This window comes from Streptomyces sp. NPDC033845 (assembly GCF_055576225.1).
The window spans coordinates 107,090-130,742 of sequence record NZ_JBVIRI010000009.1; the positions used below are offsets into that span (position 1 = coordinate 107,090).

Genomic DNA, 23,653 nt, shown 5'->3' on the forward strand with positions numbered 1-23,653 from the left:
CCACAACGGCCGTGACCTGGGTCACACGGTCTGTGGCGTCGGCACCGTCACACGCGGCACCCCGTGTCCGACGACTCCTTGTCCGGCTTCCCCGGGACCTTCTCCCGCAGGCCTTCCACGCTGATCACCTTGACGCTGCCTCTGCTCCACACCACCCGACCCGGCCCGAGCCGGTCGACTGCGGCGCTCACGGCCTTCCGGCCCGCGTCGATGTGCTGGCCCATCTCCTCCTGGGTCAAGGAGAAGACCTTCTTGTCTCCCGAGACCTCGACCAGACGGAGCAGGGCCAGGGCGAGGCGTTCGTGCACGGCTCCGTCAAGGGCCTGGGTCTGTTCCCACAGTCGGTGGGCGGTCATCGCGGAGAGCGAGCTCGCCACCCCGGGCTCCCGGAGGAGAGATCGGAATTCAGCCTCCGGTATGACCGAGTATTCACACATGGTCATGGTCTCGACATCAGCGGATCGCGTCCCGCCGTACTGCAGCGCCATCTCCCCCACGATCTCCCCGGCGCCCCGGAAGGCGAGCAGTCGCTGCCGGCCGTCGCGACGCCGGTAGATCACCTTGACCACCCCGCTGACCAGCGCAAGCACATGACGATCCCTCGGCTCCCCCTGGCGAAGCAAACGATGGCCCGCCCGACAAGTGACGGACGGATAGCCGATCAGCCTCTTCCAGTCCTCGGGCGACACCAGGGCACGGAAGGGCAACACCGAAGGCGGGCTCTCTTCGCTCATGCGATCACGCTAGGGGAGGGGGCGGGAGGTCCGGCCCGGAAGTATTCGTTCCGCACTCTCGGGGCACGCAAAGAGGCCAGAAGCATCCTGTTCGGCGCGAATCGGCCGCCGCAGGAAACGGGAATCTCCGGAATGTAGGACAAGCATCCGAGATGCCTCGCCATATGCCAGGATGGCGCTCGCCCCCGGCCCGTGGGTCTTTCCGCGCCGGGGTCCAGCGCGCCGGCGAACCGGCCCGCGCGCACGGGCAGTTCCGGGAGGGAACCCAGCATATGAACAAGAAGTACGCCTCGTTCGTCGCCGTCGCGGCCATGGCCGGCGCCGTGCTCACCGCGGCCCCCGCCAACGCCGCCGCCCACCAGGGCGGGCTGCACTTCGGCGCCCTGCAGTTCGACGGTCCGGGCGCCGACCTGCCGAAGACGAACGCGAAGCTGAACGCCGAGTACGTCGACCTGCACAACAACACCCGCTCGGCGATCCAGCTCAAGGGCTACACCGTCCGCACCGCCTCCGGGTACCTCTACACCTTCCCGTCGTTCACCCTGGGCGCCTACAAGACGGTCCGGCTGCGCAACGGTTCCGGCAAGAACACCGCCTCCACGGTCTACCGGGCCAAGGCCAACTTCTGGTTCAACAACAAGAGCGGCTCGGTCACCCTGACCGCGCCCAACAAGGCCAAGAAGGACTCCTGTTCCTGGAAGGCCAACGGGCGCGGAAACACCACCTGCCACTGACCCGCGGCCGGTACGGTCGCCCGATGGAGACTGTGCTGATCATCGGGACGGGTGACACGGGAGCCCGGCTCGCCGCCGGCCTCGCGGCCGGCGGCCGGGTGCGGCGGCTGGTGCTCGCCGGGCGGTCCACCGCCCCGGTCGAGGCCGCCGCCGCGGCCGCCGCGAAGACCGCCGCCGGCGCCGGGACGGCGGGCGCCGCCGGCCCGGTGTCGGTGGAGCCGGTCCGGCTGGACGCGCTGCGCGCCGACCGGGTCGCCGAGCTGCTGGACCGGGTCCGCCCCGACCTGGTCGTGCAGTGCGCCGCGCTCCAGGGCCCCTGGGCGCTGGCCGGCCGTACGGACCCGGCGGCCCGCGGGGTGCTGGCCGCCGGGCTGGGGCTCCGGCTCCCCCACCAACTCCCGGTGGTGCTCGCGGTGATGCGGGCGGTCCGGGACAGCGGGTGGCGCGGGCCGGTCGCCAACCTGTCCTTCCCCGATATCACCGGCCCGGTGCTGGAACGCCTCGGGCTGGCCCCGGTCCTGGGGCTCGGCAACGCGGGCATGGTGCTGCTGCGGGCCCGGGAGGCCCTGCGCGCGGACCGCCCCGGCGCCGCACCGCCGCTGGTGCGGGTGGTCGCCCAGCACGCCCAGATCCTCGACGTGATGCTGGCCCGCCGGCCGGATGATCCCGCCGACCGCTGCCGGGTGTTCCTCGGCGAGGACGGCGCGCCCGCCGACGCCCTCGCCTACCGGGCGCCCGCGCTGCCCGCCGGGGCAGCCCACAACCGGGTGACGGTGGCCTCCGCCCTGCCGGTCCTGGAGGCCCTGCTGCCCGGCGGCACCCCGCTGCGCTGGTCGGTGCCCGCGCCGAACGGGCTGCCCGGCGGGTATCCGGTGCGGGTCTCCCCCGGCGCGGTGGCCCTGGACCTGCCGCCGGGACTCGGCCGGGCCGAGGCGGTGGCGCTCAACGAGCGGGCCGCCCGCGGCGACGGGATCGAGCGGATCGACGCCGACGGCACCGTGCACTTCAGCGCCGCCGCCCGGGCCGCGCTCACCGCCGCCGCCCCCGGACTCGCTCCGCTGGCCGAGCCGTTGGCCGTCGGGGCGCTCGCCGAACGCACGGCCCTGCTGGACCGGGCCCTCGCCCTCCCCGCCGGCTGACCGGACCGCCCGGCCGCTGCTCGGCCGGGCGCCCCGGCCCCCACCCCGTACGGCCTGCCCGGTGGCCGGTATTCGATCTCCCCGGCGCCCGGGCCTCGCCCCCGGCCCCGCCGGGACGGCAGAATCGGGGCGGTCGCCGGAGCGTGCGGACGGCCGGGCGGGTCCGGCACCCGGCCGGGCGGGGCGAGGAGCGGCTGTGACGATGACCGAAGGCGTCGGTACCGGGGGTGCCCGGATCCCCGAACTGGCCGGAGTGCCGCTGCTGGGGTCCCTGTTCGACCTCAAGGGCGACTCCCTGGGCACCTACCTCCGGGCCCGGCACCGGCACGGGGACCTGGTCCGGATCAGCGCCGGGCCGCCCGGTCTGCGCGCCGAACTGCACTGCGTGTTCTCCGCGGAGGGAGTCCAGCAGGTGCTGGCCTCGCAGGCGGCCAACTTCCGCAAGGAGAACCCCTTCTACCAGGAGATCCGGGACACCGTCGGCAACGGCCTGCTGACCAGCCAGGACGAGGACTACCTGCGGCAGCGCCGACTGGTGCAGCCGCTGTTCACCCGCCGCCGGGTGGACACCTACGCCGCCGCCGTCGCGGACGAGGCCCGGCACTCCCTGGCCGGCTGGGCGTCGGCCCCCGGCGGGGTCGTGGACGTGGCCGAGGAGATGACCGCGCTGGCCCTGCGCACCGTCACCCGGATCCTGTTCGGCACGGACGGCGACAGCGCCGCCGAGGTCGTGGGCCGCTGCTTTCCGGTCATCACCGAGTACGTGCTGCGGCGCGGCTACTCCCCCGCGAAGCTGCCGCGCGGCTGGCCCACCCCCGGCAACCGGCGGGCGGCCGCCGCGATGGCCGAGCTGTACGGGGCCTGCGACGAGATCATCGCCCGGCGGCGGGCGGCCGGCGCCGAGGCCGGCCACGACCTGCTGGCCCAGCTGGCGGCCGCCGAGAGCGGCGGCGACACCTCCTTCGACGCCGGTGAACTGCGCGACCAGGTGCTGGTCTTCCTGCTCGCCGGACACGAGACCACCGCCAGCTCGCTGGCGTTCGCCCTGCACCTGCTCGCCCTCCACCCCGAGCACCAGGACCGGGCCCGCCGGGAGATCGCCGAGGTGGTGGGCGAGCGCGCCCCCGAGGCCGCGGACCTGGACCGGCTGCCGTACCTCACCCGGGTGCTGAAGGAGGCCATGCGGCTCTATCCGGCGGCCCCGGTGATGGGCCGCCGGGCGGTGGCCGCCGCCGAGGTGGACGGGCACACCGTCCCGGCCGGGGCCGATGTGATCCTGGCCCCCTGGGTCACCCACCGGCACCCCGACTACTGGCCCGACCCCGAGCGGTTCGACCCGGACCGGTTCACCCCGGAGGCCGAGGCGGGCCGCCCCCGCTACGCCTGGTTCCCGTTCGGCGGCGGACCGCGCGCCTGCATCGGCCAGCACTTCTCCATGCTGGAGTCGGTGATCGCCCTGGTGGTCGTGCTGCGGGAGTACTCCTTCGAGCCGGTGGACCGGGAGGTGCCGGTCAGCGCCGGCATCACGCTGCGGGCCGACGGCCCGGCCCGCTGCCGGATCCGGCCCGCCCGCTGACCGGGTGCCGCGCGGCGCGGGGCCTACGGGGGTGGGGGCCCGTGGCCGCCCTGGAGCCGGGCCAGGTCGGAGGGCCTGACCTTGATCACGAACAGCGCGATCAGGGACGCGGCCAGGGTGAACACCGCGGCCACCACGAACGCCGTGGTCACGCCGGAGGTCAGCACCTGGTCGCCCCAGAGTCCGGGCAGCTGGTGGGTGCGGGCCAGTTCGGCCTTCTGCGACGGGGTCGCGGTGGCCAGGAACTCGGGGAGCTGCCGGGCCGCCTCGTCGCGGCTGGCCGTGCCGTAGGCGGTGACCAGGATGGACAGGCCGAGCGAACCGCCCACCTGCTGCATGGTGTTCAGCAGTCCGGAGGCGGCGCCCGACTCCCGGTCGGACACGTTGGAGAGCGCCATCAGGGTCAGCGACACGAACTGCATGCCCATGCCCAGGCTGAACAGCAGCATCGGGCCCAGCACGCTGCCCAGATAGGTGGAGTGGACGTCGACCCGGGTCAGCCAGGCCAGCCCGGCCGCGGCGGAGAGCGCGCCGCCCACCATGAACGGCTTGGGCCCGAACCGGGGCAGCAGCTGTGAGGTGACCCCGGCGCCGACCGCGATGACCGCGCTGACCGGGAGGAAGGCCAGGCCGGCCACGATCGGGGTGAACCCGAGGACGTTCTGGACGAACAGGGTGAGGAAGAAGAACATGCCGAAGATGGCGCAGGCCAGGAAGAGCATGATCCCGTAGGTGCCGGCCCGGTTGCGGTCGGCGAACATGTGGAGCGGGGTGATGGGCTGCCGGGACCGCTGCTCGATCAGCACGAACGCGGTGAGCAGCAGGACCGCGGCGGCGAAGGAGCACAGGGTCAGCGGGTCGGTCCAGCCGTCCTGGGCGGCCCGGATGAACCCGTAGACCAGGGCGACCAGGCCGGTGGTGGAGGTCAGCGCGCCCGCCAGGTCGAAGTGTCCGGGATGCCGTTCGGACTCGCGGATCACCCGGCGGGCCAGGAACGCGATGCACAGGGCGATGGGCACGTTGACGAACAGCACCCAGCGCCAGTCCAGCCATTCGACGAGCATGCCGCCGGCCAGCAGTCCGATCGCGCCGCCGCCCGCGGAGACCGCGGCGAACACCCCGAAGGCCCGGTTGCGGTCGGGGCCCTCCTTGAAGGTGGTGGTGATCAGGGCCAGCGCGGTGGGCGAGGCGATGGCCCCGCCGACCCCCTGGAGGGCGCGGGCGGCCAGCAGCTGGCCGGAGTCCTGGGCGAACCCGCCGAGCAGTGAGGCCAGTCCGAAGAGCAGGACGCCGAAGACGAAGACCCGGCGGCGGCCCAGGATGTCGCCGGCCCGGCCGCCGAGGAGCAGCAGGCCGCCGAAGGTGAGGGTGTAGGCGTTGACCACCCAGGACAGGCTCTCGGTGGAGAAGCCGAGGTCGCTCTGGATGTGCGGTAGGGCGATGTTGACGATGGTGATGTCCAGGACGACCATCAGCTGGCAGGAGGCGATGACGAACAACGCGAGTCCGTTGCCGCGTTCTGGGGCCTTGCCGTCGGTCCGTTCTGTGGCGGGCAGTGCGTTCCGGTCCACCCTCCGACGCTAAGCCCGGTCCGGCCGGGTCACCACCCGAACGGCCCAGTGCCCCGGCCCTTCAGCTGTGGTATTTCACATGGCACACTTTCGGTCATGGACGCGTTTCTCGATCTCTCGGCCCGCACCGCCCGGTTCTCGCACGGCGCCCCGCGCGCCTTCGCCTTCGGCGACGGCGGCCGGCTGCTGTACTTCCTCCGCTCCGCAGGCCCCGCCGACCCCTTCGACAGCCTCCGGGTCCTCGACACCGCCACCGGCACCGAGACCCTGCTCGCCGACGCCCGGGCGCTCGCCCCCGAACCCGGCGAACTGCCGGTGGCCGAGCGCCGGCTGCGCGAGCGGACCCGGCTGGTGGCCGCCGGGATCGGCTCGTACGCCCTGTCCGGGGACGGTCTGCGCGCCGTCTTCGCGCTGCACGGCCGGCTGTACGAGGTCCCCGGCGACGGCGGCGCGGCCCCCCGGGAGATCCCGGCCGAAGGGCCGGTCGTGGACCCGCGCGCCAACGCGGACGGCAGCCGCACCGCCTATGTCAGCGAAGACGCCCTGTACGTCGAGCCCGGCGGCCGGGTCAGCCCGGAGGACGGGGCCCGCTGGGGACTCGCCGAGTTCGCCGCGGCCGAGGAACTGGGCCGCTCCCGCGGCCACTGGTGGTCCCCGGACGGGGAGTCCCTGCTGGCCGCCCGGGTCGACGAAGCCGCGCTCCCGCGCCGCTGGTTCGCCGACCCCGAACACCCCGGCCGGCCGGCCGAGGACTTCGCCTACCCGGAGGCCGGCGGCCCCAACGCCGACGTCCAGCTCTGGGTGCTGGGCCCCGGGGACCGCCGGGTCCGGCTGGACTGGGACTCCGCCGCCCACCCCTACGTCTCGGACGCCGGCTGGGAGGGCCCCGGCGAGATCCTGCTGACCGTCCAGGACCGGCTCCAGCGGAACGTGCTGCTGCTGTCCGCCGACCCGGCCACCGGCGCCACCCGCGAACTCTCCCGGACCAGCCATCCGCTGTGGGTGGACGTGCTCCCCGGCACCCCGGCCCGGCTCGCGGACGGCCGGCTGCTGACCGCCGCCGAGACCCCCGGCGGCACCGCCCAGACCGTCGCCCTGGACGGGGTCCCGCTCACCGGCGAGGAGGTGCAGATCCGCCGGATCGCCGGGGAGCACCAGGGACAGCTGCTGGTCGAGGCGGGTCTGCGGGACCCGGCCGAGCAGCAGGTGCTGCTGCTGGACCCGGACAGCGGGAAGCTGTCGCCGCTCGCCGACGGGCCGGGGGTGCACTCGGTGCAGGCGGCCGCCGGACACCTGCTGCTGACCTCGGCGGGCCCGGACGGGATCCGACGGGTCCTGCGGACCGCCGCGGGCGCCGAGTTCGTCCTCGCGGACCTGTCCGAGCCGCTGCCCCACCGGGTGGAGCCGGTGCTGGCCCGGGTGACCGAACACGCCCTGCCCACCTCGCTGGTGCTGCCCCGCGGCCATGTGCCCGGCCGCCGGCTGCCGGTGCTGCTCCAGGTGTACGGCGGGCCCGGCTTCCAGGACGTGTGCCTGGAGCCGCGCCGCTGGCAGCACCGCCAGTGGTGGGCCGACCAGGGCTTCGCGGTGGTCACCATCGACAACCGCGGCACCCCGTACGTCTCCCCCGCCTTCACCCAGGCCATGTACCGGGACTTCTCCCGGGTCACCCTGGAGGACCAGGTGGCCGGACTGCGGGCGCTCGCCGACCGCCACCCGGACCTCGACCTGGGGCGGGTGGGCGTCAAGGGCTGGTCCTACGGCGGCTATCTCGCCGCGGCGGCCGTGCTGCGCCGCCCGGACGTGTTCCACGCCGCGGTCGCGGGTGCGCCGCCCACCGACTTCCGGCACTACGACACCGCCTACACCGAGCGGTACCTCGGCCTCCCGCAGGAGAACCCCGAGGTGTACGAGCAGGAGTCGCTGATCGGTGACGCCCCCGGCCTGTCCAGGCCGCTGATGCTGATCCACGGGCTGGCCGACGACAACGTGCACCCCTCGCACAGCCTCCGGCTGTCCCGGGCGCTGACCGACGCGGGCCGCCCGCACCAGCTGCTGACCCTGCCCGGGGTGACCCATATGACCCCGGGCGGCACCCTGGAGAAGCTCGCCGTCCAGGAACTCTCCTTCCTGCGGGGCGCCCTGGGGGTCTGAGCCGCCGGTGCGCGCAGAAGGGCCCGGGGACGCCGTCGGCGGTGTCCCCGGGCCCTTCGCCCTCCCCTCGCGGGAAGGGGGGTCACTGCGCCCAGAGCGAGCGGACGTGCCCCAGGTGCCGGCGCATGCACGCCTCCGCGCCCGGGGTGTCCCGCTCCAGCATCAGGTCGAGCAGTTCCAGGTGCTCCTCCGCCGAGGAGACCAGCAGTCCGGCCCGGTCCAGGCTGGTCAGCCCGTACAGCCGGGACCGCTTGCGCAGGTCGCCGACGGTCTCCACCAGGCGCTCGTTCCCGGCCAGTCCGAGCAGGGTCAGATGGAACCGGCGGTCGGCCTCCAGATAGCCGATGAGGTTGTGCTCGCGGGCGCTGGCGACGATCTCCTCGGCGATCGGCCGGAGTTCCTCCAGCTTCTCCCGGGGGGCGATCTGGGTGACCACCCCGATGGTGGGGACCTCGATCAGGGTGCGCAGCTCGGTGTACTGGTCGAGGTCCCGCTCGCTGACCTCGGTGACCCGGAAGCCCTTGTTGCGGACCGGTTCGACCAGGCCCTCACGGGCCAGGTCGAGCATGGCCTCGCGCACCGGGGTGGCGGAGACCCCGAGGTCGGCCGCCAGGGTGGGCGCGGAGTAGACCCGGCCGGGCTCCAGCTGTCCCGCTATCAGGGCCGCTCGGAGGGCATGGCCTACCTGATCGCGAAGCCGTTCCTGGGCCTTGATGAGACTGTGCTGCTTCAGGTCGCCCATCGCAGTTCCTCCGCTCCTCCGAGATCAAACGCAGAGGCACAGCGTACAATGTCACGTTTCGCTGTCCGCTCCGGTGGCCCGGTACAGAGCCACGGCCACAGCGAGATCTTCCCAGGCCATGCCCACGCTCTTGAAGAGCTGTGGACAGCCGGCCGCCCGACCCGGTGCGCGGCCGGCCGGCCGGCGGCCGTGCACCAGGTCGGCGAGGGTTCCGGTGATGTGCCCCGGCCCGATGGCCCCCTCCGCCTCCGGGACGAGCAGGTCACCGGCCTCGCGGAGCGCCGCCGACCGCGCCTCCACGTACACCGCGGAGCGGCGCACCAGGGCGGTGTCGGTCTCCCGGGCGTCCGGTTCGTGGGAGCCGACCGCGACCACGGTGGTGCCGTCGGCCACCAGCCGTCCGTCGAACAGCGGCTGACGGGCCGTGGTGCAGCAGACCACCAGGTCCGCCCCGGCCACGTCGGCCGGGGTGCCGGTCCGGGCCGGGATGCCCAGCCCGGCCGCGTACCCGGCCAGCCGTTCGGCACCGGCCGGGTTCCGGGCGACCACCACCACCTCGGCCGGCTCCCGTTCGGCGCGCAGGGCGTCGAGGTGTCCGTACGCCTGGGGACCGGAGCCGAACAGCAGCAGCCGGACCGGCCGTCCGGGCGGGACCAGGTGGCGGACCGCCAGGGCGGAGACCGCGGGGGTGCGCAGCGCGGTCAGGGCCGCGCCGTCCAGCAGCGCCACCGGGCGCAGGGTGGGGCCGTCGAGCAGGAGGTAGCTGCCGGTGATCCGGGGCAGTCCGCGGGCCGGGTTGGCCGGTGCCACTCCGGCGATCTTGACTCCGGCCCAGCGGCCGGCCGCGGCGGGCATCAGCAGCAGTTCGCCGGCCGGGACGGGGAGGGCGGAGCGCTGCGGGCAGGTCTCCGGGTCGAGGCCCTCGCGGAGGACGCGGGCCAGCGCGTCGGCCGCCTCCACCGGTCCGAGCAGCCCCGCCATCTCCGTGGCGCCCAGGTGGACCGGGGGTGGGGTGCTCACAGCAGGAACCCGGTGCCGAGTCCGTCCCGCGGGTCGAGCAGGAAGGTGTGCTCGCCGGTCCGGTAGGCGGTGCCGGTGACCTCGGTGACCAGTCCGGCGCCGGCCGTGCCCCGCGGGCCCGCCGGGTCGGCGGGGCCCAGGACCCGGCCGGTGAACACGGTGCCGACCACGGATTCGTGCAGCAGGTCCTCCCCGGGGGCGAGCCGGCCGTCCTCGGCCAGCAGGGCCAGCCGTGCGGAGGTGCCGGAGCCGCAGGGCGAGCGGTCGATCTGGCCGTCCGCGAAGACCGTGACGTTGCGCTGGTGCGGGCCGAAGGGGGTGTCGGGGAGCTCCTCGTGGAGGACCACCCCGTAGACCCCGGACAGCAGCGGGCCGCCGGGGTGCCAGGTGGCGGGGTGGGTGGCCAGGGCGGTCCGGACCTCCTGTCCGATCCGGGTCAGGGCGGGCAGGTCGGCGCGGGTGACGCCGAGGCCGAAGTCCCTGGCGCGGACGGAGGCGTAGCAGGCTCCGGCGTGCGCGATGTCCACCTCGGCGATGCCCAGGGAGGTGGCCACCGGCACCTTGCGGGCGCTGACCCGGGCGGGCACGTTGCGGAAGGTGACGCCGGTGGTGCGGCCGGCGTCCCGGTGGACGGTGGCGGTGACCCGGCCGGAGGGCACGTCGATGCGCACCTGGGCGTCCCCGTCGGCGGGGGCGGGGACCAGGCCGCTGTCCACGGCCCAGGCGCCGAGGGCCATGGTGCCGTGCCCGCAGGCGGTGGAGTAGCCGTCCTTGTGCCAGAACAGCACGCCGAGGTGGGCGCCGTCGTCGTCCGGGGGGACCAGGAAGCCGCCGTACATCCCGGCGTGCCCGCGGGGTTCGCGGACCAGCATCCGGCGGACCTCGTCGAGGGGGCCGGGGCGGGGGGCGGTGCCGGAGCCGCCGGGGCCGATGGCGGTGGCGCAGCGTTCGGCGACGGTGCCCCCGGGGACCGGCGGGAGTCCGCCGGTGACGATCCGGAAGGGCTCGCCGGCGGTGTGGTAGTCGGTGGTGCGGACCGTGCCCGGCACCGGCTGGTCGGTCACAGGAGGAATCCTCCGGGGAACGGGTCGGTGGGGTCGAGGAAGTACTGGGCGGTGCCGGTGATCCAGGCCCGTCCGGTGACGGTCGGGACCACGGCGGGGCGTCCGGCGACCTCGGTCTCGGCGGTCAGCCGGCCGGTGAACTCGGTGCCGATGAACGACTCGTTGACGAAGTCGGTGTCCAGCGGCAGCAGTCCGCGGGCGTGCAGCTGTGCCATCCGGGCGCTGGTGCCGGTGCCGCACGGGGAGCGGTCGAACCAGCCGGGGTGGATGGCCATGGCGTGCCGGGAGCGGCGGGCGTCGGAGCCGGGGGCGGCGAGATAGACGTGCTTGACCCCGGCGATGCCCGGGTCCTCCGGGTGCACGGGCCGGTCCGGGCCGGCGTTGACGGCGTCCATGACGGCGAGGCCGGCGGTGAGCAGGTCCTGCTTGCGGGCCCGGTCGAAGGGCAGGCCGAGGGAGTCGAGGTCGACGAAGGCGTAGAAGTTGCCGCCGTAGGCGAGGTCGTAGCCGACCGTGCCGAAGCCGGGGACCTCGGTCTTGAGGCCGAGGCCGACGCTGAAGGAGGGGACGTTGGTGAGGGTGACGGACCGGGCGGCGCCGTCCTCCACCCGGACGTCCACGCTGACCAGTCCGGCCGGGGTGTCCAGCCGGACGGTGGTGACCGGTTCGGCCACCGGCACCATGCCGGTCTCGACCAGCACGGTGGCCACCCCGATGGTCCCGTGCCCGCACATCGGGAGCAGTCCGGACACCTCGATGTAGAGGACCCCGAAGTCGGCGTCGGGCCGGGTGGGCGGCTGGAGGATCGCGCCGCTCATCGCCGAGTGGCCCCGCGGCTCGTACATCAGCAGGGTCCGGAGGTGGTCCATGTGCTCGATGAAGTGGAGGCGCTTGTCGGCCATGGTGGCGCCGGGGATCACCCCGACTCCTCCGGTGATCACCCGGGTGGGCATGCCCTCGGTGTGCGAATCCACTGCGTGGTAGATGTGGCGGGTGCGCATGGCGGTGGCCTCTCTCGGCTTCCCGGACGGGTCAGTGGTGGCCCTCGGCGAGGGCCTTCTCGGTGGCGGCCCGGACCCCGGCCTCGGTCTCGCCGGTGAGCGGGAAGCGCGGCGGGCGGGTGGCTCCGCCGGGCCGGCCGGCCAGGTCCATGGACAGCTTGATGGCCTGGACGAACTCGGTCTTGGAGTCCCAGCGCAGCAGGGAGTGCAGCGACTTGTAGAGGGGCAGGGCGGTGTCGAGGTCCCCGGCGACGGCGGCCCGGTAGAGGGTGGCGCAGGAGGCGGGCAGGGCGTTGGGGTAGCCGGCGATCCAGCCGACCGCGCCGGCCAGGGCGAGCTCCAGGAGGACGTCGTCGGCGCCGATCAGCAGGTCCAGTCCGGGGGCGAGTTCGGCGATCTCGTAGGCGCGGCGGACGTCTCCGCTGAACTCCTTGACGGCGACGATGCTGCCGTCGGTGTGCAGCCGGGCCAGGAGGGCGGGGGTGAGGTCGACCTTGGTGTCGATGGGGTTGTTGTAGGCGACCACGGGCAGGCCGGCGGCGGCGACCTCGGCGTAGTGGGCGCGGACGGAGTCCTCGTCGGCGCGGAAGGCGTTGGGCGGGAGCAGCAGGACGGAGCCGGCGCCGGCCTCGACGGCCTGCTCGGCCCAGCGGCGGGATTCGGCGCTGCCGTAGGCGGCGACGCCGGGCATCACGCGGGCGCCGTCCCCGGCGGCCTCGACGGCGGTACGGACCACTCGGGCGCGCTCCTCGTCGGTGAGGGTCTGGTATTCGCCGAGCGAGCCGTTGGGGACCACGCCGTCGCAGCCGTTGGCGATCAGCCAGGCGACGTGTTCGGCGTAGGCCTCGTAGTCGACGCTGTGGTCGGGGCGCATCGGCAGGGTCGTGGCGACCATGATGCCGTGCCAGGGGCGGCTGCGGGCGGGCAGGGGCGCGGGGGTGGGCGCGAGGCTCATCGAGAATCTCCCTTGTGTGGTGTGTGACATTTTACTGTCTGGTATACGGAAGCCACAAGGCTTCGCGCGGGGTGGAGTCAGCCGGTCTCCGGCGGCAGTTCGGCCAGGTGCCGCAGCGGCACCGGGCAGGACAGCGGACGCCGGTCGGGGCCCGGGTCCGCCCCGCAGAGGGCGGCCACGGCCGGGCCGCACATCCGGCCCTGGCACCAGCCCATCCCGGCCCGGGTGAGCAGCTTCACCGTACGGGCGTCCCGGGCCCCGAGCTCGTCCACCGCCTCCCGGATCCGGGCGGCGGGCACCTCCTCGCACCGGCAGACATCGGTGTCCCCGGTCAGCCAGCCGGTCCAGCCGGGGCCGGGCCGGTGCGCGGCGCCCATCGCGCGGGCGAAGGCGCGCAGCCGGGCGCGGGCCCGCAGCGGACCGGCCGGGGCCGGCCGCCCGGCCACCGCGTGGGCGGCGATCTCCCCTTCGGCCAGGGCCAGCTGGGCTCCGCCGATGCCACCGGTCTCACCGGCCGACCAGATGCCGGGCACCGAGGTCCGCTGCTCCCGGTCCAGCACCAGCGCGGCGGTGCCGTCCGGGGCGGTGCGGGTGGCGCAGCCGAGGCCGGTGGCCAGTTCCAGCTGCGGGACCAGACCGTGGCCCACCGCCAGGGCGTCGCAGCGGATCCGCCGCTCGGAGCCGGGCACCGGGCGCCAGTCCCGGTCCAGCCGGGCCACGGTGACGGCCTCGACCCGGTCGGTGCCGTGCGCGGCGACCACGGCCCGCCGGGTCAGCGGCCGGACCCGGTGGCGCAGCAGGGCGCCGCCGAACAGGGCCCCCTCGGCGAGTTTGGCGGGGTTGCGGAGCAGGGTGGGCACCCGGCCGGCGTAGCCCAGGTAGGAGGCGGCCTCGACCACGGCGGGAACCTCGGCCCCGGCGGCGGCCAGCGAGCCGGCGACGGCCAGCAGCAGCGGACCGCTGCCCGCCACCACCACCCGCCGGCCGGGCAGCACCAGACCGCCCTTGAGCATGGCCTGGGCCCCGCCGGCCCCGATCACCCCGGGCAGGGTCCAGCCGGGGAACGGCAGCTGGCGTTCGTACGCCCCGGTGGCCAGCAGCACGGCGGCGGCGGTGACGGTCGCCGCCCGCTCCTCGGGCCCGACGACGGCGTGCAGCCGCCAGGGCCCGGCGGGTTCGCCCTCCGGGGCGCCGGGGGTGCGGTCGGCGCTGTCGGCGCTGTCGGCGCGCACCACGGTCCACACGTGGTGGCCCGCGAGATGGGTGATCCGTCCGGCGGCCCGGTGGGCGTCGAGCCGGGCCGTGCGGGAGGCGAACCCGGACCAGCCGTGGTGCAGGGCCTCGGGGCGGGCCGCGCCGAGGGCGGGCGCGGGGTGGCGGTAGTACTGCCCTCCCGGCCGCTCCCCCGCGTCGAGCAGCAGCACCCGCAGGCCCAGGTCGGCGGCGGTGACGGCGGCGGCCAGCCCGGCGGGCCCGGCGCCGACCACGGCCAGGTCGGCGGGCTCAGACGGCGAGTTCGGCACGGCCGGTCCCCTCCTGGGTGGTGACGGTGTCCCCGGGGCGGGCCGGGACCAGGCAGGCCCGCTGGTTGGGGCGGGCGTTGACGGTGACCAGGCAGTCGTAGCAGCTGCCGATCCCGCAGAAGGCCCCGCGCGGGGCGCCGCCCTCGCGGGTGGTGCGCCAGGCGAGGATCCCGGCGCCCCAGAGGGCCGCGGCGATGCTCTGGCCGGCCTGGGCGGGGACCTCGCGGCCGTCGAAGACGATGGAGTACGCCGCTTCGGGCGCTCCGCCGACCAGTTGGCGCGGGTTCATCGGCCGGACTCCTTCGGGCGGGGGGTGCCGGCCGCGGTGTCGAAGCGGTCCGGGCGGAACGGGTGCGGGTCCATCGGGAGAAGGGTCCCGGCCAGGTGTGCGGCGATCAGCAGCCCGGTGCCGGGGGCCAGGCCGATGCCGGCCCCCTCGTGGCCGCAGGCGTGCAGCAGTCCGGGCACCCTGGGGTCGGGGCCGATGGCCGGGAGGTGGTCCGGCAGGTAGGGGCGGAAGCCGTGGTAGGTGCGGAGCGCCCGGACGTCCGCGAGCACCGGGAACAGCGCCGCGGCCTGCCCGGCCAGCCGGCGCAGGGCCTCCGTGGACAGGCTCCGGTCGAAGCCGACCCGTTCCCGGGTGGCGCCGATCAGGACCGGGCCGGACGGGGTGCCCTCGACCACCGCCGAGGACTGGAGGGCGGCGGATCCGCTGGCCACGTCGGCGATGTAGTCGGCGGCGTACACCTTGTGCCGGACCACCCGGGGCAGGGGTTCGGTGACCAGCACGAAGCCCCGGCGGGGCAGCACCGGCAGGCTGGTGCCGGCCAGTTCGGCGACCGCGCCGCCCCAGGTGCCGGCGGCGTTGACCACGGCGGGGGCGAGGAGTTCGCGCCGCGGGGTGCGGATGCCCCGTACGGCGCCGGAGCGGTCCCGCAGGATCGCGGTGACCTCCTCGCCGAGATGGGTGGCGGCTCCCGAGGCGGCGAGCATCCGGGCGGCCGCCTGGGCCGGCTGGACCTGGGCGTCCTGCGGGTAGTGGAACCCGCCGGCCAGGCCCGGGGCGAGGTGCGGTTCCAGTTCGTGCAGCCGGTCGGCGGTGATCTCCTCGGCCGACACCCCGGCGGTCCGCTGGCCCTCGGCGAAGGAGCGCAGGACCTTCAGGGTGGTCTCGTCGGGCGCCACGACGAGACCGCCCTTGGGCTCGTACTCGGTCTCCGCCGGTAGGGCGGGGGCCAGCTCGCGCCACAGGCTCGTGGACAGCAGCGCGAGTTCGAGCTCGGGGCCCGCCTCCTTGTCGGAGACGAGCAGGTTTCCTTCCCCCGCGCCGGTCGTCCCGCCCGCGACGGGACCGCGGTCGACGACGGCCACGGAGAGTCCGGAGCGGCCGGCGTAGTAGGCGCAGGCGGCTCCGACGACGCCGGCACCGATGATCACGGCATCCAGGGAGTGTCTCTTGGGCACGACAGTAATATGTCACATTCTTCAGAGGGATCCCAGACCCCGGGCCGACCCGGGGTCCGGGAACACGGCGGTCAGCCGCGCAGCGGGCCCTCGCAGCTGTACGCGGAGGTGCCGGCGACCTTGGTGGTCCAGATCTCCACCGGCCCGAAGGAGCAGTTCATGTCGGCCAGGTTGTCGGAGACGGCCCCGGCCCGGTCGAGGATGAAGTAGTCCACCGTCTCGGACATGTCCTTGAAGTTCTGGTCCTCGCTGCGCCAGTTCTTCAGATTGGCGGTGATCCGCCCGGTGCAGGTGAACCGGCGCTTGCCGGGCTCGCCGTTCTCCACGCAGTCCGGGCTGTTGTAGGTGGCGGCGGCGAAGGAGGACCTCACCGACTCCAGCGCCGAGTCCCGCAGCCGGTCCACCGGGGTGAAGGTGGTCTCGGGCACGTACAGCTGGTCGACCTTGGCGATCTGGGCGTCCAGGAACCTGGTGTAGTCGCGCTGGAGGTAGGTGTCGGCGCCGGTGCGGTGCTTCCAGGCGTCGTAGCCGGCCACGTCGTCGTTGCGCAGGTGGGTGTACATCTCGCGGAGCAGCGAGGGCTTCTCGGTCCACAGGAACTCGAAGAAGGTTCCGGCGTAGCTGTAGAAGCGGAACCCGTCGCCCTCGTAGGTGGCGTTGAGGATCTGCTCCAGGGTCATCCGGGGGCCGCCGCCGGCGGTGTCGGCGATGATGCTGCGGACCAGGGACTTGCGGACCAGGATGCCGTTGTCGCGGGTGGCCCCGTCGAAGAACTCGGCGGTGCCCTCGTCCATGGCCGTGGTGCGGTCGCCCTCGTACCAGGGGCCCTCGCCGAAGAAGCCGGGGACGGCGTAGCGGCCGTTGAGGTAGTGGGTGTACTCGTGGCGGAACAGCTCCTCCAGGGTCAGCGAGGAGTCCTGCGGCACCCGGCGCTCGTAGGTGTAGAAGGTGGCGCCGCGCTCGATGTAGACGCCCCCGTTGGCGGTGCCCATGCCGGTGAGCATCGGGTGGTAGTTCTCGTAGTCGGCGCGGGAGCCGTAGAGCACGATGTTCAGGGTGGTGTTGGGGTCCCCGGCCAGCGGCTGCTCGGTGCCGAGCACCCGGTGGTACTGGGCCTTCACCTGCTTGCTCGCGTAGTAGAGCCTGTCCACGGTGGACTGCGGGAGCCCGGTGCGGACCTTGATGGCCCCGCCGTCGTAGGTGTAGGTGTGCGGGAAGATCTGGGCCTCGATGTCCTCCTTGCACACCCCGTACGGCTTGCAGGCCTGGTAGTAGCCGAGCCAGGACACCAGGGTGGCCCACTGCGGGCTGCCGCCGCCCCAGTCGGCCTTCACCTGGCCGAGGAGCCCGCCGAGGCCGGCCACGGTCTCGTCCCGGAGGCCGGATATCTGGCCGAACCGGCCGTATTCGCTGAGGGCGTCGCGGGCCACCCAGGCGTTGGCGGTGCCCTTGAGGTGGGTGTGGCCGGCGAAGGCCCTGAAGGCGGCCCGGTAGCCGGGGTCCGCGGCGGCCGCCGCGTGGAATGCGGTGTCCTGGTTGCCGGGGTAGACGCCCAGGTAGTTCACGGAGAGCGCGGCGAGCGCGGCACCGGCCCAGGCCGGGTCGTGGTGGGTGGCGGGGCGGTCCGGGCCCATGGTGGCCAGCACCCGCTGGATCAGCCCGAGCTGGTGCTGGCGCAGACCGGGGGCGCTGCCCGCGTAGAGGGCCTCGCGCAGGGTGCGGGCGTTGGAGGGGGTGACGTCGAAGCTGCGGGCGGCGGCACCGAAGGCGGCGATCGCCTGCCGCACGGCGTCCACGGTCGCGGGGTCGGTGGCGTCGATCTCGGGGCGGCTGTGGTCGTGGTAGGCCACCGCGTGCAGATAGGTGAACATCTCCTCCAGATGGGAGGAGTTCAGGCCGTCGTGGGCGGCGGCCAGGGCGGATATCCGCCGGGAGACGGCCTGGACGTGGGCGTCGGACATCACCGGGGCCAGCCGCTGGTCCCAGGTCCAGACGAGGGTGCGCAGACAGCCTCCGGCGAGCACCGCCGGGTCGGCGAGGAAGTCGGCGAACTGCTCGGGGCCCAGTCCGGTGATCCCGTCGAGGGTGCAGGGGACGCCGGCCGCCCGGGCGGCGGGCGCGGTCAGCGCCTTCGCCCGGCTCTTGGCGGCGGCGGGGTCCTCGGCTCCGGCGGCCTCGGCCGGGCCGGGGACCCGGGCCGCGGCACCGGTGCCGCCGGGCGCGGGCGCCGGGGCGGGGGCCGTGGAGGGGGCGGCGGCCAGCCGCTGGACCTCGTCGAACGGGTTCTCGCCGTGCGCCGGGGCGGCCGGCGGGGCCTGCGGACCGGCGAGGGAGGCGGGGGCCGCGGGGGCCGTGGGGGCTGCGGTGGTCTGCTCGGCGGCCCGGGTCACGCCCTGTCCGGCGGAGGCGACGAGGGCGACCGACACGGCGGTGGCGAGGAGGGAAGAGCGCACGACTGGGTGCAAGGACACCGATGACTCCAGGTCGGAGAGGTGAGTGGGAGGTGGGTGTGGGGATGCGGTGCCGCAACTGCCGCGTGTCACACGGCGGTTGACGGGAGTTCACGTGCCGGGGTGTGAGCTGTAACATAGTAATGTGAAATTGCACTGACAAGACCTGTGCGCCCACCAGTTCGCATCAGTTCGCATCCTCTGGGAGAGCCCCGTGTCCGACCCCGCCGCGCGCCTCAACATCGGCAGCCACGACCTGCCCGTATCAGCCGAGCTGTCCCGCTTCATGGCCGGCGACTGGGCCGCCTCACCGCTCCCGGAGGCCGACCGGGTGCCCGCCCACGCCGTCACCCCGGCCCGGCGCGCCCGGCTCTCCGCCCGCTTCCCCGGCGAGCGGCTGGTCATCCCGGCAGGCGAGCTCAAGGTCCGCACCAACGACTGCGACCACCGGTTCCGCCCCCACAGCGCCTACGCCTGGCTCACCGGGCTCACCGGCGAGGACCAGGCCGGCCACGTCCTGGTGCTGGAGCCGGCCGGCCCGCAGGGCCACGAGGCCGTCCTCTACCTGCGCCCCCGGTCCCCGCGGTCCGACGGCGGCGAGGAGTTCTTCCGGGACCGCCGCTACGGCGAGTTCTGGGTCGGCCGCCGCCCCGACCTCGCCGAGGCCGAACGGCTCACCGGGATCCGCTGCGCCCACCTGTCCGAGCTGGGCGGGGCGGCCGGCCGGAACCCGGCCGAGGACGCCGGGCTGGCCGCCGCCCTCTCCGAACTGCGGCTGGTCAAGGACGCCTGGGAGGTCGGCCAGCTCCAACTGGCCGTGGACCACACCACCGCCGGCTTCGAGGACGTGGTGCGCGCCCTGCCCCGGGCACTGGCCCACCCGCGCGGGGAGCGCTGGATCGAGGGGGTCTTCGGACTGCGGGCCCGCGCCGAGGGCAACGGCACCGGGTACGAGACCATCGCGGCCTCCGGGGCCCACGCCTGCGTGCTGCACTGGATCCGCAACGACGGACGGCTGGACCCCGGGGAACTGCTGCTGCTGGACGCCGGGGTGGAGACGGACAGCCTCTACACCGCCGACATCACCCGCACCCTCCCGTTGTCCGGCCGCTTCTCCCCCGTCCAGCGGCAGGTGTACGAACTGGTGCTGGCCGCCCAGGAGGCCGGGATGGCCGCGCTCCGGCCGGGCGCCAGCTTCCGCGACTTCCACCGGGCGGGCATGCGGGTCATCGCCGAGGGCCTGGCCGAATGGGGGGTGCTGAAGAACGCCGAGGGCGATCTGCACCGCCGGTACACCCTGTGCAGCAGCGGCCACATGCTGGGGCTGGACGTGCACGACTGCGCGAAGGCCCGCGCCGAGACCTATCTCGACGGGGTGCTGGAGGAGGGACAGGTGCTCACCGTGGAACCCGGGCTCTACCTCCAGCCCGACGACCTGACCCTGCCGGCCGAGCTGCGCGGCATCGGCGTGCGCATCGAGGACGACCTGGTCATCACGTCGGAGGGCGCCCGACTGATGTCGGGCGCCCTGCCGAGGACGGTCGCCGGGATCGAGGAGTGGATGGGGAACCTCCTGCACGGCTGAGCCCCCGCCGCGGCGGGCGCGGCGGAGGCTCGGGGGTCAGCGCCCCGGGTGGGACCGGGCCCTAGTGGCCCCAGCCGCCGCCGTGACCGCCGCCGCCACCGCCGTGGCCGCCACCCCAGCCTCCGCCGCCTCCGCCGCCCCAGCCGTCGTTGTGACCGCCGTGGCCGCCGCCCCAGCCGTCGTTGTAGCCGCCGTAGCCGGCGTTCCAGCTGTCGTTGTAACCGCCGCGGCCCCAGCCGTCGTTGTAGCCGCCGTAACCGCCGCCGTTCCAGTACGGGTCGTAGCCGCCGTAGCCGCCGCGGCCCTCGTAGCACCAGGTGCGGTCCCAGCGGGGGCGCCAGCCGTCGTCGCACCAGTAGCCGCCGCCACCGCCACCCCCACCGCCCTGTACGGCGGACGGGACGGCCTGCGGCGCGGTCTGCGGGGCCGTCGAGGCGAAAGCGCTGTTCACGGGCGTCAGGCCGAGGGCCATACCGGCGGCCCCGGCCAGGACGGCCGCTGCGATCCTACGGCGCATGGTCATGCACCTCCGAACGTCGTCTGCGGAGAACACAAGGGGCATTTCGACCCGTAACCACGGTCCACCCGACCCGCCCGGCTGTCAAAAGATCTCGAACACGCGCCCGAACGGATCGGGAGGATCAGTCCAGCACCGCGATCCCGTCGAGCTCCACCAGCGCCTGCTCGTCCCACAGCCTGGTGATCCCGACCACCGCCATCGCCGGATAGTCACGACCGGCCAACCGCCGCCAGATCCGGCCCAGTTCGGGCGCGCACTCGCGGTAGTCGGCCACATCGACCGCGTACACCGTGACCCGGGCCAGCTGCGCCGGGGTGCCGCCGGCCGCGGCCAGGGCGCCGAGCAGATTGGCCAGCGCCCGTTCGAACTGCTCCGGCAGGGTGGCCCCCACCACCTTGCCGGAGCCCTCCAGCGCGGTCTGCCCCGCCAGCAGCACCAGCCGGCCCCCGGTGGCCACCACCGCGTGCGAGAACCCGGCCGGCGGGGACAGCTCCGGCGGGTTGATCCGCTCCAGGCTCACCGCTCCCCCTCCGTCCCGGCCGGGCCCGCCGCCCGGTACAGCTCGCGGGCGATCAGGGTGCGCTGCACCTCGCTGGCCCCCTCGTAGATCCTCGGCGCCCGCACCTCCCGGTAGAGGTGCTCCAGCAGATGGCCGCGCTGGAGGGCGCGGGCCCCGTGCAGCTGCACCGCGTGGTCCACCACGTACTGGGCGGTCTCGGTGGCCAGCAGCTTCGCCATGGCGGCCCGCCGGGGCACCTCGGAGGCCCCGGGGTCCCGGTCGTAGGCGGCCGCCGCCGCGTAGACCAGCAGTCTGGCGGCCTCGGTGCGGGTGGCCATCTCGGCCACCCCGTGGGCCACCGACTGGAGGTCCGCCAGCACCCCGCCGAAGGCCCGCCGGTCCGCGGTGTGCGCCAGCGCCGCGTCCAGGGCGGCCCGGGCCATGCCCACCGCGAAGGCCCCCACGCTGGGCCGGAACCGGTTGAGGGTCTCCATCGCCACCCGGAACCCGCGCCCGGGCCCGCCCAGCCGGTCCTCCGCCCCGACCGGCACCCCGTCGAGGCGGAGCGCCCCGATCGGGTGCGGGGAGAGCATGTCCAGGGGCTCCCCGGTCAGTCCCGGGCGGTCGGCCGGCACCAGGAAGGCCGTCACCCCGCGGGCGCCCCGGTCCTCCCCGGTCCGGGCGAACACGGTGTAGAAGTCGGCCCCCGGGGCGTTCGAGATCCAGCGCTTCTCCCCGGTGAGCCGCCAGCCGGCGCCGTCCGGTTCGGCCCGCAGGGCCAGCGCCGCCGCGTCCGATCCGGCGCCCGGCTCGGAGAGCGCGAAGGCCGCCACCGCACGCCCCTCCCGGACGGCCGGCAGCCAGCGGTCCCGCTGCGCGGCACTGCCCGCGGCGTGCACCGGGTGGGCGCCCAGCCCCTGGAGGGCCAGCGCGGTCTCCGCCTCGGTGCAACCGTAGGCCAGGGACTCCCTCAGCAGGCACAGCTCCAGCGCCCCGGAGGTGAACAGCCGTTCCAGCAGGCCGAGTTCCCCCAGCGCCAGCAGCAGCGGGCGGTTGATCCGCCCGGGCTCCCCCTTCTCGGCCAACGGCCGCAGCCGGTCGGCGGCCAGGGTGCGCAGTTCCCCGGCCCAGTCCTCTTGTTCCGCCTCAAGCGCGAATACGGGCATCCGATGTCCCCTGCTTTATCGCGTCGTGTTGACTGTCGTCACCATCACGATACGCTCGTTCCGCGACCGCACGGCCGGCTCCACCACAACTCCCGGACCGTCGCTAAGGGGCGTACCCGCCGTGAAGCTGATGCCTTCCGCCCACACCGACACTTTCGCGCGCGACCACCTGCCGCCCGCGCACACCTGGCCGGAGCTGCTCTTCCCGTTGCCCGAACTGGCCTACCCGGACCGGCTGAACTGCGGGGCGGAGCTGCTGGACGCCTCCGCCGACCGGTTCGGCGCGCACCGCCCGGCCTTCCGCACCGCCGGCGGGGAGGTGTGGAGCTACGGGGAACTGCGCGAGCGGGTGGACCGGCTGGCCCACACCCTCACCGCCGACCTCGGCGTGGTCCCCGGGAACCGGGTGCTGCTGCGCGGGCCCACCGGCCCCTGGCTGGCCGCCTGCTGGCTGGCGGTGATGAAGGCGGGCGCGGTGGCCGTCACCGTGCTCGACCGGCAGCGCGCCCAGGAGCTCGGCACGGTCTGCTCGATGGCCCGGGTCGGACACGCCCTCTGCCACGCCTCGGCCCTGGACGACCTGCGCCGGGCCGCCGTGCCGGGCCTGCGCGTCACCCCGTACGGCGGACCGGACCCCGGCGACCTGCTGCGGCTGGCCGAGCGGCACCGGGACCGGCCCTTCACCGCCGTGCCGACCTCGGCCGACGACGTGGCGCTGATCGCCTTCACCTCCGGCACCACCGGCCGCCCCAAGGGCTGCATGCACTTCCACCGGGACGTGCTCGCCGTCGCCGACACCTTCTCCCGACAGGTGCTGCGCCCCCGCCCCGACGACGTCTTCGCCGGCAGCCCCCCGCTCGGCTTCACCTTCGGCCTGGGCGGACTGGTGGTGTTCCCGCTGCGGGCCGGGGCCTCCGTCCTGCTGCTGGAGCAGGCCGGCCCCCGGCAGCTGCTGCCCGCCCTGGCCGCCCACCGGGTGACCGTGGTGTTCACCGCGCCCACCGCCTACCGCGCCATGCTGGAGGACCTCGGCGAGCCCGGCGGACCGGGCCCGGAGCCCCGCCACGACCTCTCCGCGCTGCGCCGCTGCGTCTCGGCCGGCGAGAACCTGCCCGCCGCCACCTGGGAGGCCTGGCACCGGCGGACCGGTCTGCGGATCATCAACGGGATCGGGGCCACCGAGCTGCTGCACATCTTCATCTCCGCCGCCGACGACGACATCCGCCCCGGCACCACCGGCCGGGTGGTGCCCGGCTGGCAGGCCCGGGTGGTGGACCGGGCGGGCCGGCCGGTCCCGGACAACGAGCCGGGCCTGCTCGCCGTCCGCGGTCCGGTGGGCTGCCGCTATCTGGCCGACCCCCGGCAGGAGGAGTACGTCCGGGACGGCTGGAACCTCACCGGGGACACCTACGTCCGCGACCCGGACGGCTACTTCCGCTATGTGGCCCGCGCCGACGACATGATCGTCTCGGCCGGCTACAACATCGCCGGACCGGAGGTCGAGGAGGCCCTGCTGCGGCACCCGCTGGTGGCGGAGGCCGCCGTGGTGGGCCGGCCGGACGAGCACCGGGGCCAGATCGTGGTCGCCTACACCGTCCTGCGGGAGGGCGCCGGGGTGGGCACCGAGGAGCTCCGGGAGTTCATGAAGGCCGAGCTGGCCCCGCACAAGTGCCCCCGGCTGTTCGTCTTCCTGCCCGCCCTGCCGCGCACCGCCACCGGCAAGCTGCAACGGTTCCGGCTGCGCGATCTAGAGTGA

20 protein-coding genes are annotated in these 23,653 nt (G+C 74.7%); 6 read left to right on the forward strand and 14 right to left on the reverse strand.

Features of this window, described 5'->3' with window-relative positions:
• Positions 1–47: 47 nt before the first annotated feature.
• Positions 48–734 (reverse strand): Crp/Fnr family transcriptional regulator, encoded by a 687-nt coding sequence (locus ACZ50K_RS20625; protein WP_468904904.1) that lies wholly within the window; start codon positions 732–734, stop codon positions 48–50.
• A gap of 272 nt (positions 735–1,006) precedes the next feature.
• On the opposite strand from ACZ50K_RS20625, the gene ACZ50K_RS20630 reads away from it, so the two are divergent.
• The 3 genes from ACZ50K_RS20630 (at position 1,007) to ACZ50K_RS20640 (ending at position 4,183) form a co-directional block, all read left to right on the forward strand.
• Entirely contained in the window at positions 1,007–1,468 is a 462-nt protein-coding gene (locus ACZ50K_RS20630; protein WP_468904907.1) for a lamin tail domain-containing protein, read from the forward strand.
• 23 nt (positions 1,469–1,491) lie between these two features.
• Complete coding sequence (locus ACZ50K_RS20635) at positions 1,492–2,607, forward strand: hypothetical protein (protein ID WP_468904910.1); 1,116 nt, start codon at positions 1,492–1,494, stop codon at positions 2,605–2,607.
• A 202-nt stretch (positions 2,608–2,809) separates the two neighbouring features.
• The gene (locus ACZ50K_RS20640; RefSeq protein ID WP_468905368.1) at positions 2,810–4,183 is read left to right on the forward strand and encodes a cytochrome P450; all 1,374 of its coding nucleotides are present in this window, start codon (positions 2,810–2,812) and stop codon (positions 4,181–4,183) included.
• A gap of 23 nt (positions 4,184–4,206) precedes the next feature.
• Here the strand turns inward: ACZ50K_RS20640 and ACZ50K_RS20645 are convergent, their stop codons facing one another.
• Complete coding sequence (locus tag ACZ50K_RS20645) at positions 4,207–5,754, reverse strand: MFS transporter (protein WP_468904913.1); 1,548 nt, start codon at positions 5,752–5,754, stop codon at positions 4,207–4,209.
• 96 nt (positions 5,755–5,850) lie between these two features.
• Here ACZ50K_RS20645 and ACZ50K_RS20650 point away from each other — a divergent pair, with 96 nt between their 5' ends.
• Entirely contained in the window at positions 5,851–7,908 is a 2,058-nt protein-coding gene (locus tag ACZ50K_RS20650; protein ID WP_468904914.1) for a S9 family peptidase, read from the forward strand.
• 82 nt (positions 7,909–7,990) lie between these two features.
• Here the strand turns inward: ACZ50K_RS20650 and ACZ50K_RS20655 are convergent, their stop codons facing one another.
• The 9 genes from ACZ50K_RS20655 to ACZ50K_RS20695 all read right to left on the reverse strand — a co-directional run bounded on the left by ACZ50K_RS20655 (position 7,991) and on the right by ACZ50K_RS20695 (position 18,130).
• Complete coding sequence (locus ACZ50K_RS20655) at positions 7,991–8,650, reverse strand: GntR family transcriptional regulator (protein ID WP_468904916.1); 660 nt, start codon at positions 8,648–8,650, stop codon at positions 7,991–7,993.
• Between the two features lie 51 nt (positions 8,651–8,701).
• Positions 8,702–9,631 (reverse strand): ornithine cyclodeaminase family protein, encoded by a 930-nt coding sequence (locus ACZ50K_RS20660; protein WP_468905371.1) that lies wholly within the window; start codon positions 9,629–9,631, stop codon positions 8,702–8,704.
• Positions 9,632–9,666: 35 nt separating this feature from the next.
• Positions 9,667–10,743 (reverse strand): proline racemase family protein, encoded by a 1,077-nt coding sequence (locus ACZ50K_RS20665; RefSeq protein WP_468905373.1) that lies wholly within the window; start codon positions 10,741–10,743, stop codon positions 9,667–9,669.
• Positions 10,731–11,735, reverse strand: coding sequence for a proline racemase family protein (locus ACZ50K_RS20670; RefSeq protein ID WP_468904919.1), 1,005 nt, complete (start codon positions 11,733–11,735; stop codon positions 10,731–10,733). The genes ACZ50K_RS20665 and ACZ50K_RS20670 overlap by 13 nt, the downstream gene beginning before the upstream one ends.
• A 31-nt stretch (positions 11,736–11,766) precedes the next feature.
• Positions 11,767–12,690 (reverse strand): dihydrodipicolinate synthase family protein, encoded by a 924-nt coding sequence (locus tag ACZ50K_RS20675; protein WP_468904922.1) that lies wholly within the window; start codon positions 12,688–12,690, stop codon positions 11,767–11,769.
• 77 nt (positions 12,691–12,767) lie between these two features.
• Positions 12,768–14,213, reverse strand: coding sequence for an FAD/NAD(P)-dependent oxidoreductase (locus ACZ50K_RS20680; RefSeq protein ID WP_468904924.1), 1,446 nt, complete (start codon positions 14,211–14,213; stop codon positions 12,768–12,770).
• The gene (locus tag ACZ50K_RS20685) at positions 14,194–14,502 is read right to left on the reverse strand and encodes a (2Fe-2S)-binding protein (RefSeq protein WP_468904926.1); all 309 of its coding nucleotides are present in this window, start codon (positions 14,500–14,502) and stop codon (positions 14,194–14,196) included. The genes ACZ50K_RS20680 and ACZ50K_RS20685 overlap by 20 nt, the downstream gene beginning before the upstream one ends.
• Entirely contained in the window at positions 14,499–15,677 is a 1,179-nt protein-coding gene (locus ACZ50K_RS20690) for an NAD(P)/FAD-dependent oxidoreductase (RefSeq protein ID WP_468904928.1), read from the reverse strand. The genes ACZ50K_RS20685 and ACZ50K_RS20690 overlap by 4 nt, the downstream gene beginning before the upstream one ends.
• 71 nt (positions 15,678–15,748) lie before the next feature.
• The gene (locus ACZ50K_RS20695) at positions 15,749–18,130 is read right to left on the reverse strand and encodes a collagenase (RefSeq protein WP_468904929.1); all 2,382 of its coding nucleotides are present in this window, start codon (positions 18,128–18,130) and stop codon (positions 15,749–15,751) included.
• A gap of 211 nt (positions 18,131–18,341) precedes the next feature.
• Here ACZ50K_RS20695 and ACZ50K_RS20700 point away from each other — a divergent pair, with 211 nt between their 5' ends.
• The gene (locus ACZ50K_RS20700) at positions 18,342–19,712 is read left to right on the forward strand and encodes an aminopeptidase P family protein (RefSeq protein WP_468904931.1); all 1,371 of its coding nucleotides are present in this window, start codon (positions 18,342–18,344) and stop codon (positions 19,710–19,712) included.
• Positions 19,713–19,773: 61 nt separating this feature from the next.
• On the opposite strand, the gene ACZ50K_RS20705 is transcribed toward ACZ50K_RS20700, so the two are convergent.
• From ACZ50K_RS20705 to ACZ50K_RS20715, 3 genes are all read right to left on the reverse strand, one after another.
• On the reverse strand, positions 19,774–20,229 hold the full coding sequence (locus tag ACZ50K_RS20705; protein WP_468904934.1) for a hypothetical protein: 456 nt from the start codon (positions 20,227–20,229) through the stop codon (positions 19,774–19,776).
• A gap of 124 nt (positions 20,230–20,353) precedes the next feature.
• The gene (locus ACZ50K_RS20710; RefSeq protein ID WP_468904936.1) at positions 20,354–20,752 is read right to left on the reverse strand and encodes a RidA family protein; all 399 of its coding nucleotides are present in this window, start codon (positions 20,750–20,752) and stop codon (positions 20,354–20,356) included.
• Positions 20,749–21,897 carry an acyl-CoA dehydrogenase family protein gene (locus tag ACZ50K_RS20715; protein ID WP_468904939.1) on the reverse strand — a complete coding sequence of 383 codons (1,149 nt, stop codon included), beginning with the start codon at positions 21,895–21,897 and terminating at the stop codon, positions 20,749–20,751. The genes ACZ50K_RS20710 and ACZ50K_RS20715 overlap by 4 nt, the downstream gene beginning before the upstream one ends.
• A 130-nt stretch (positions 21,898–22,027) precedes the next feature.
• Here ACZ50K_RS20715 and ACZ50K_RS20720 point away from each other — a divergent pair, with 130 nt between their 5' ends.
• A complete protein-coding gene (locus ACZ50K_RS20720) occupies positions 22,028–23,653 on the forward strand; it encodes an AMP-binding protein (protein ID WP_468905376.1) in 1,626 nt (541 codons plus the stop codon).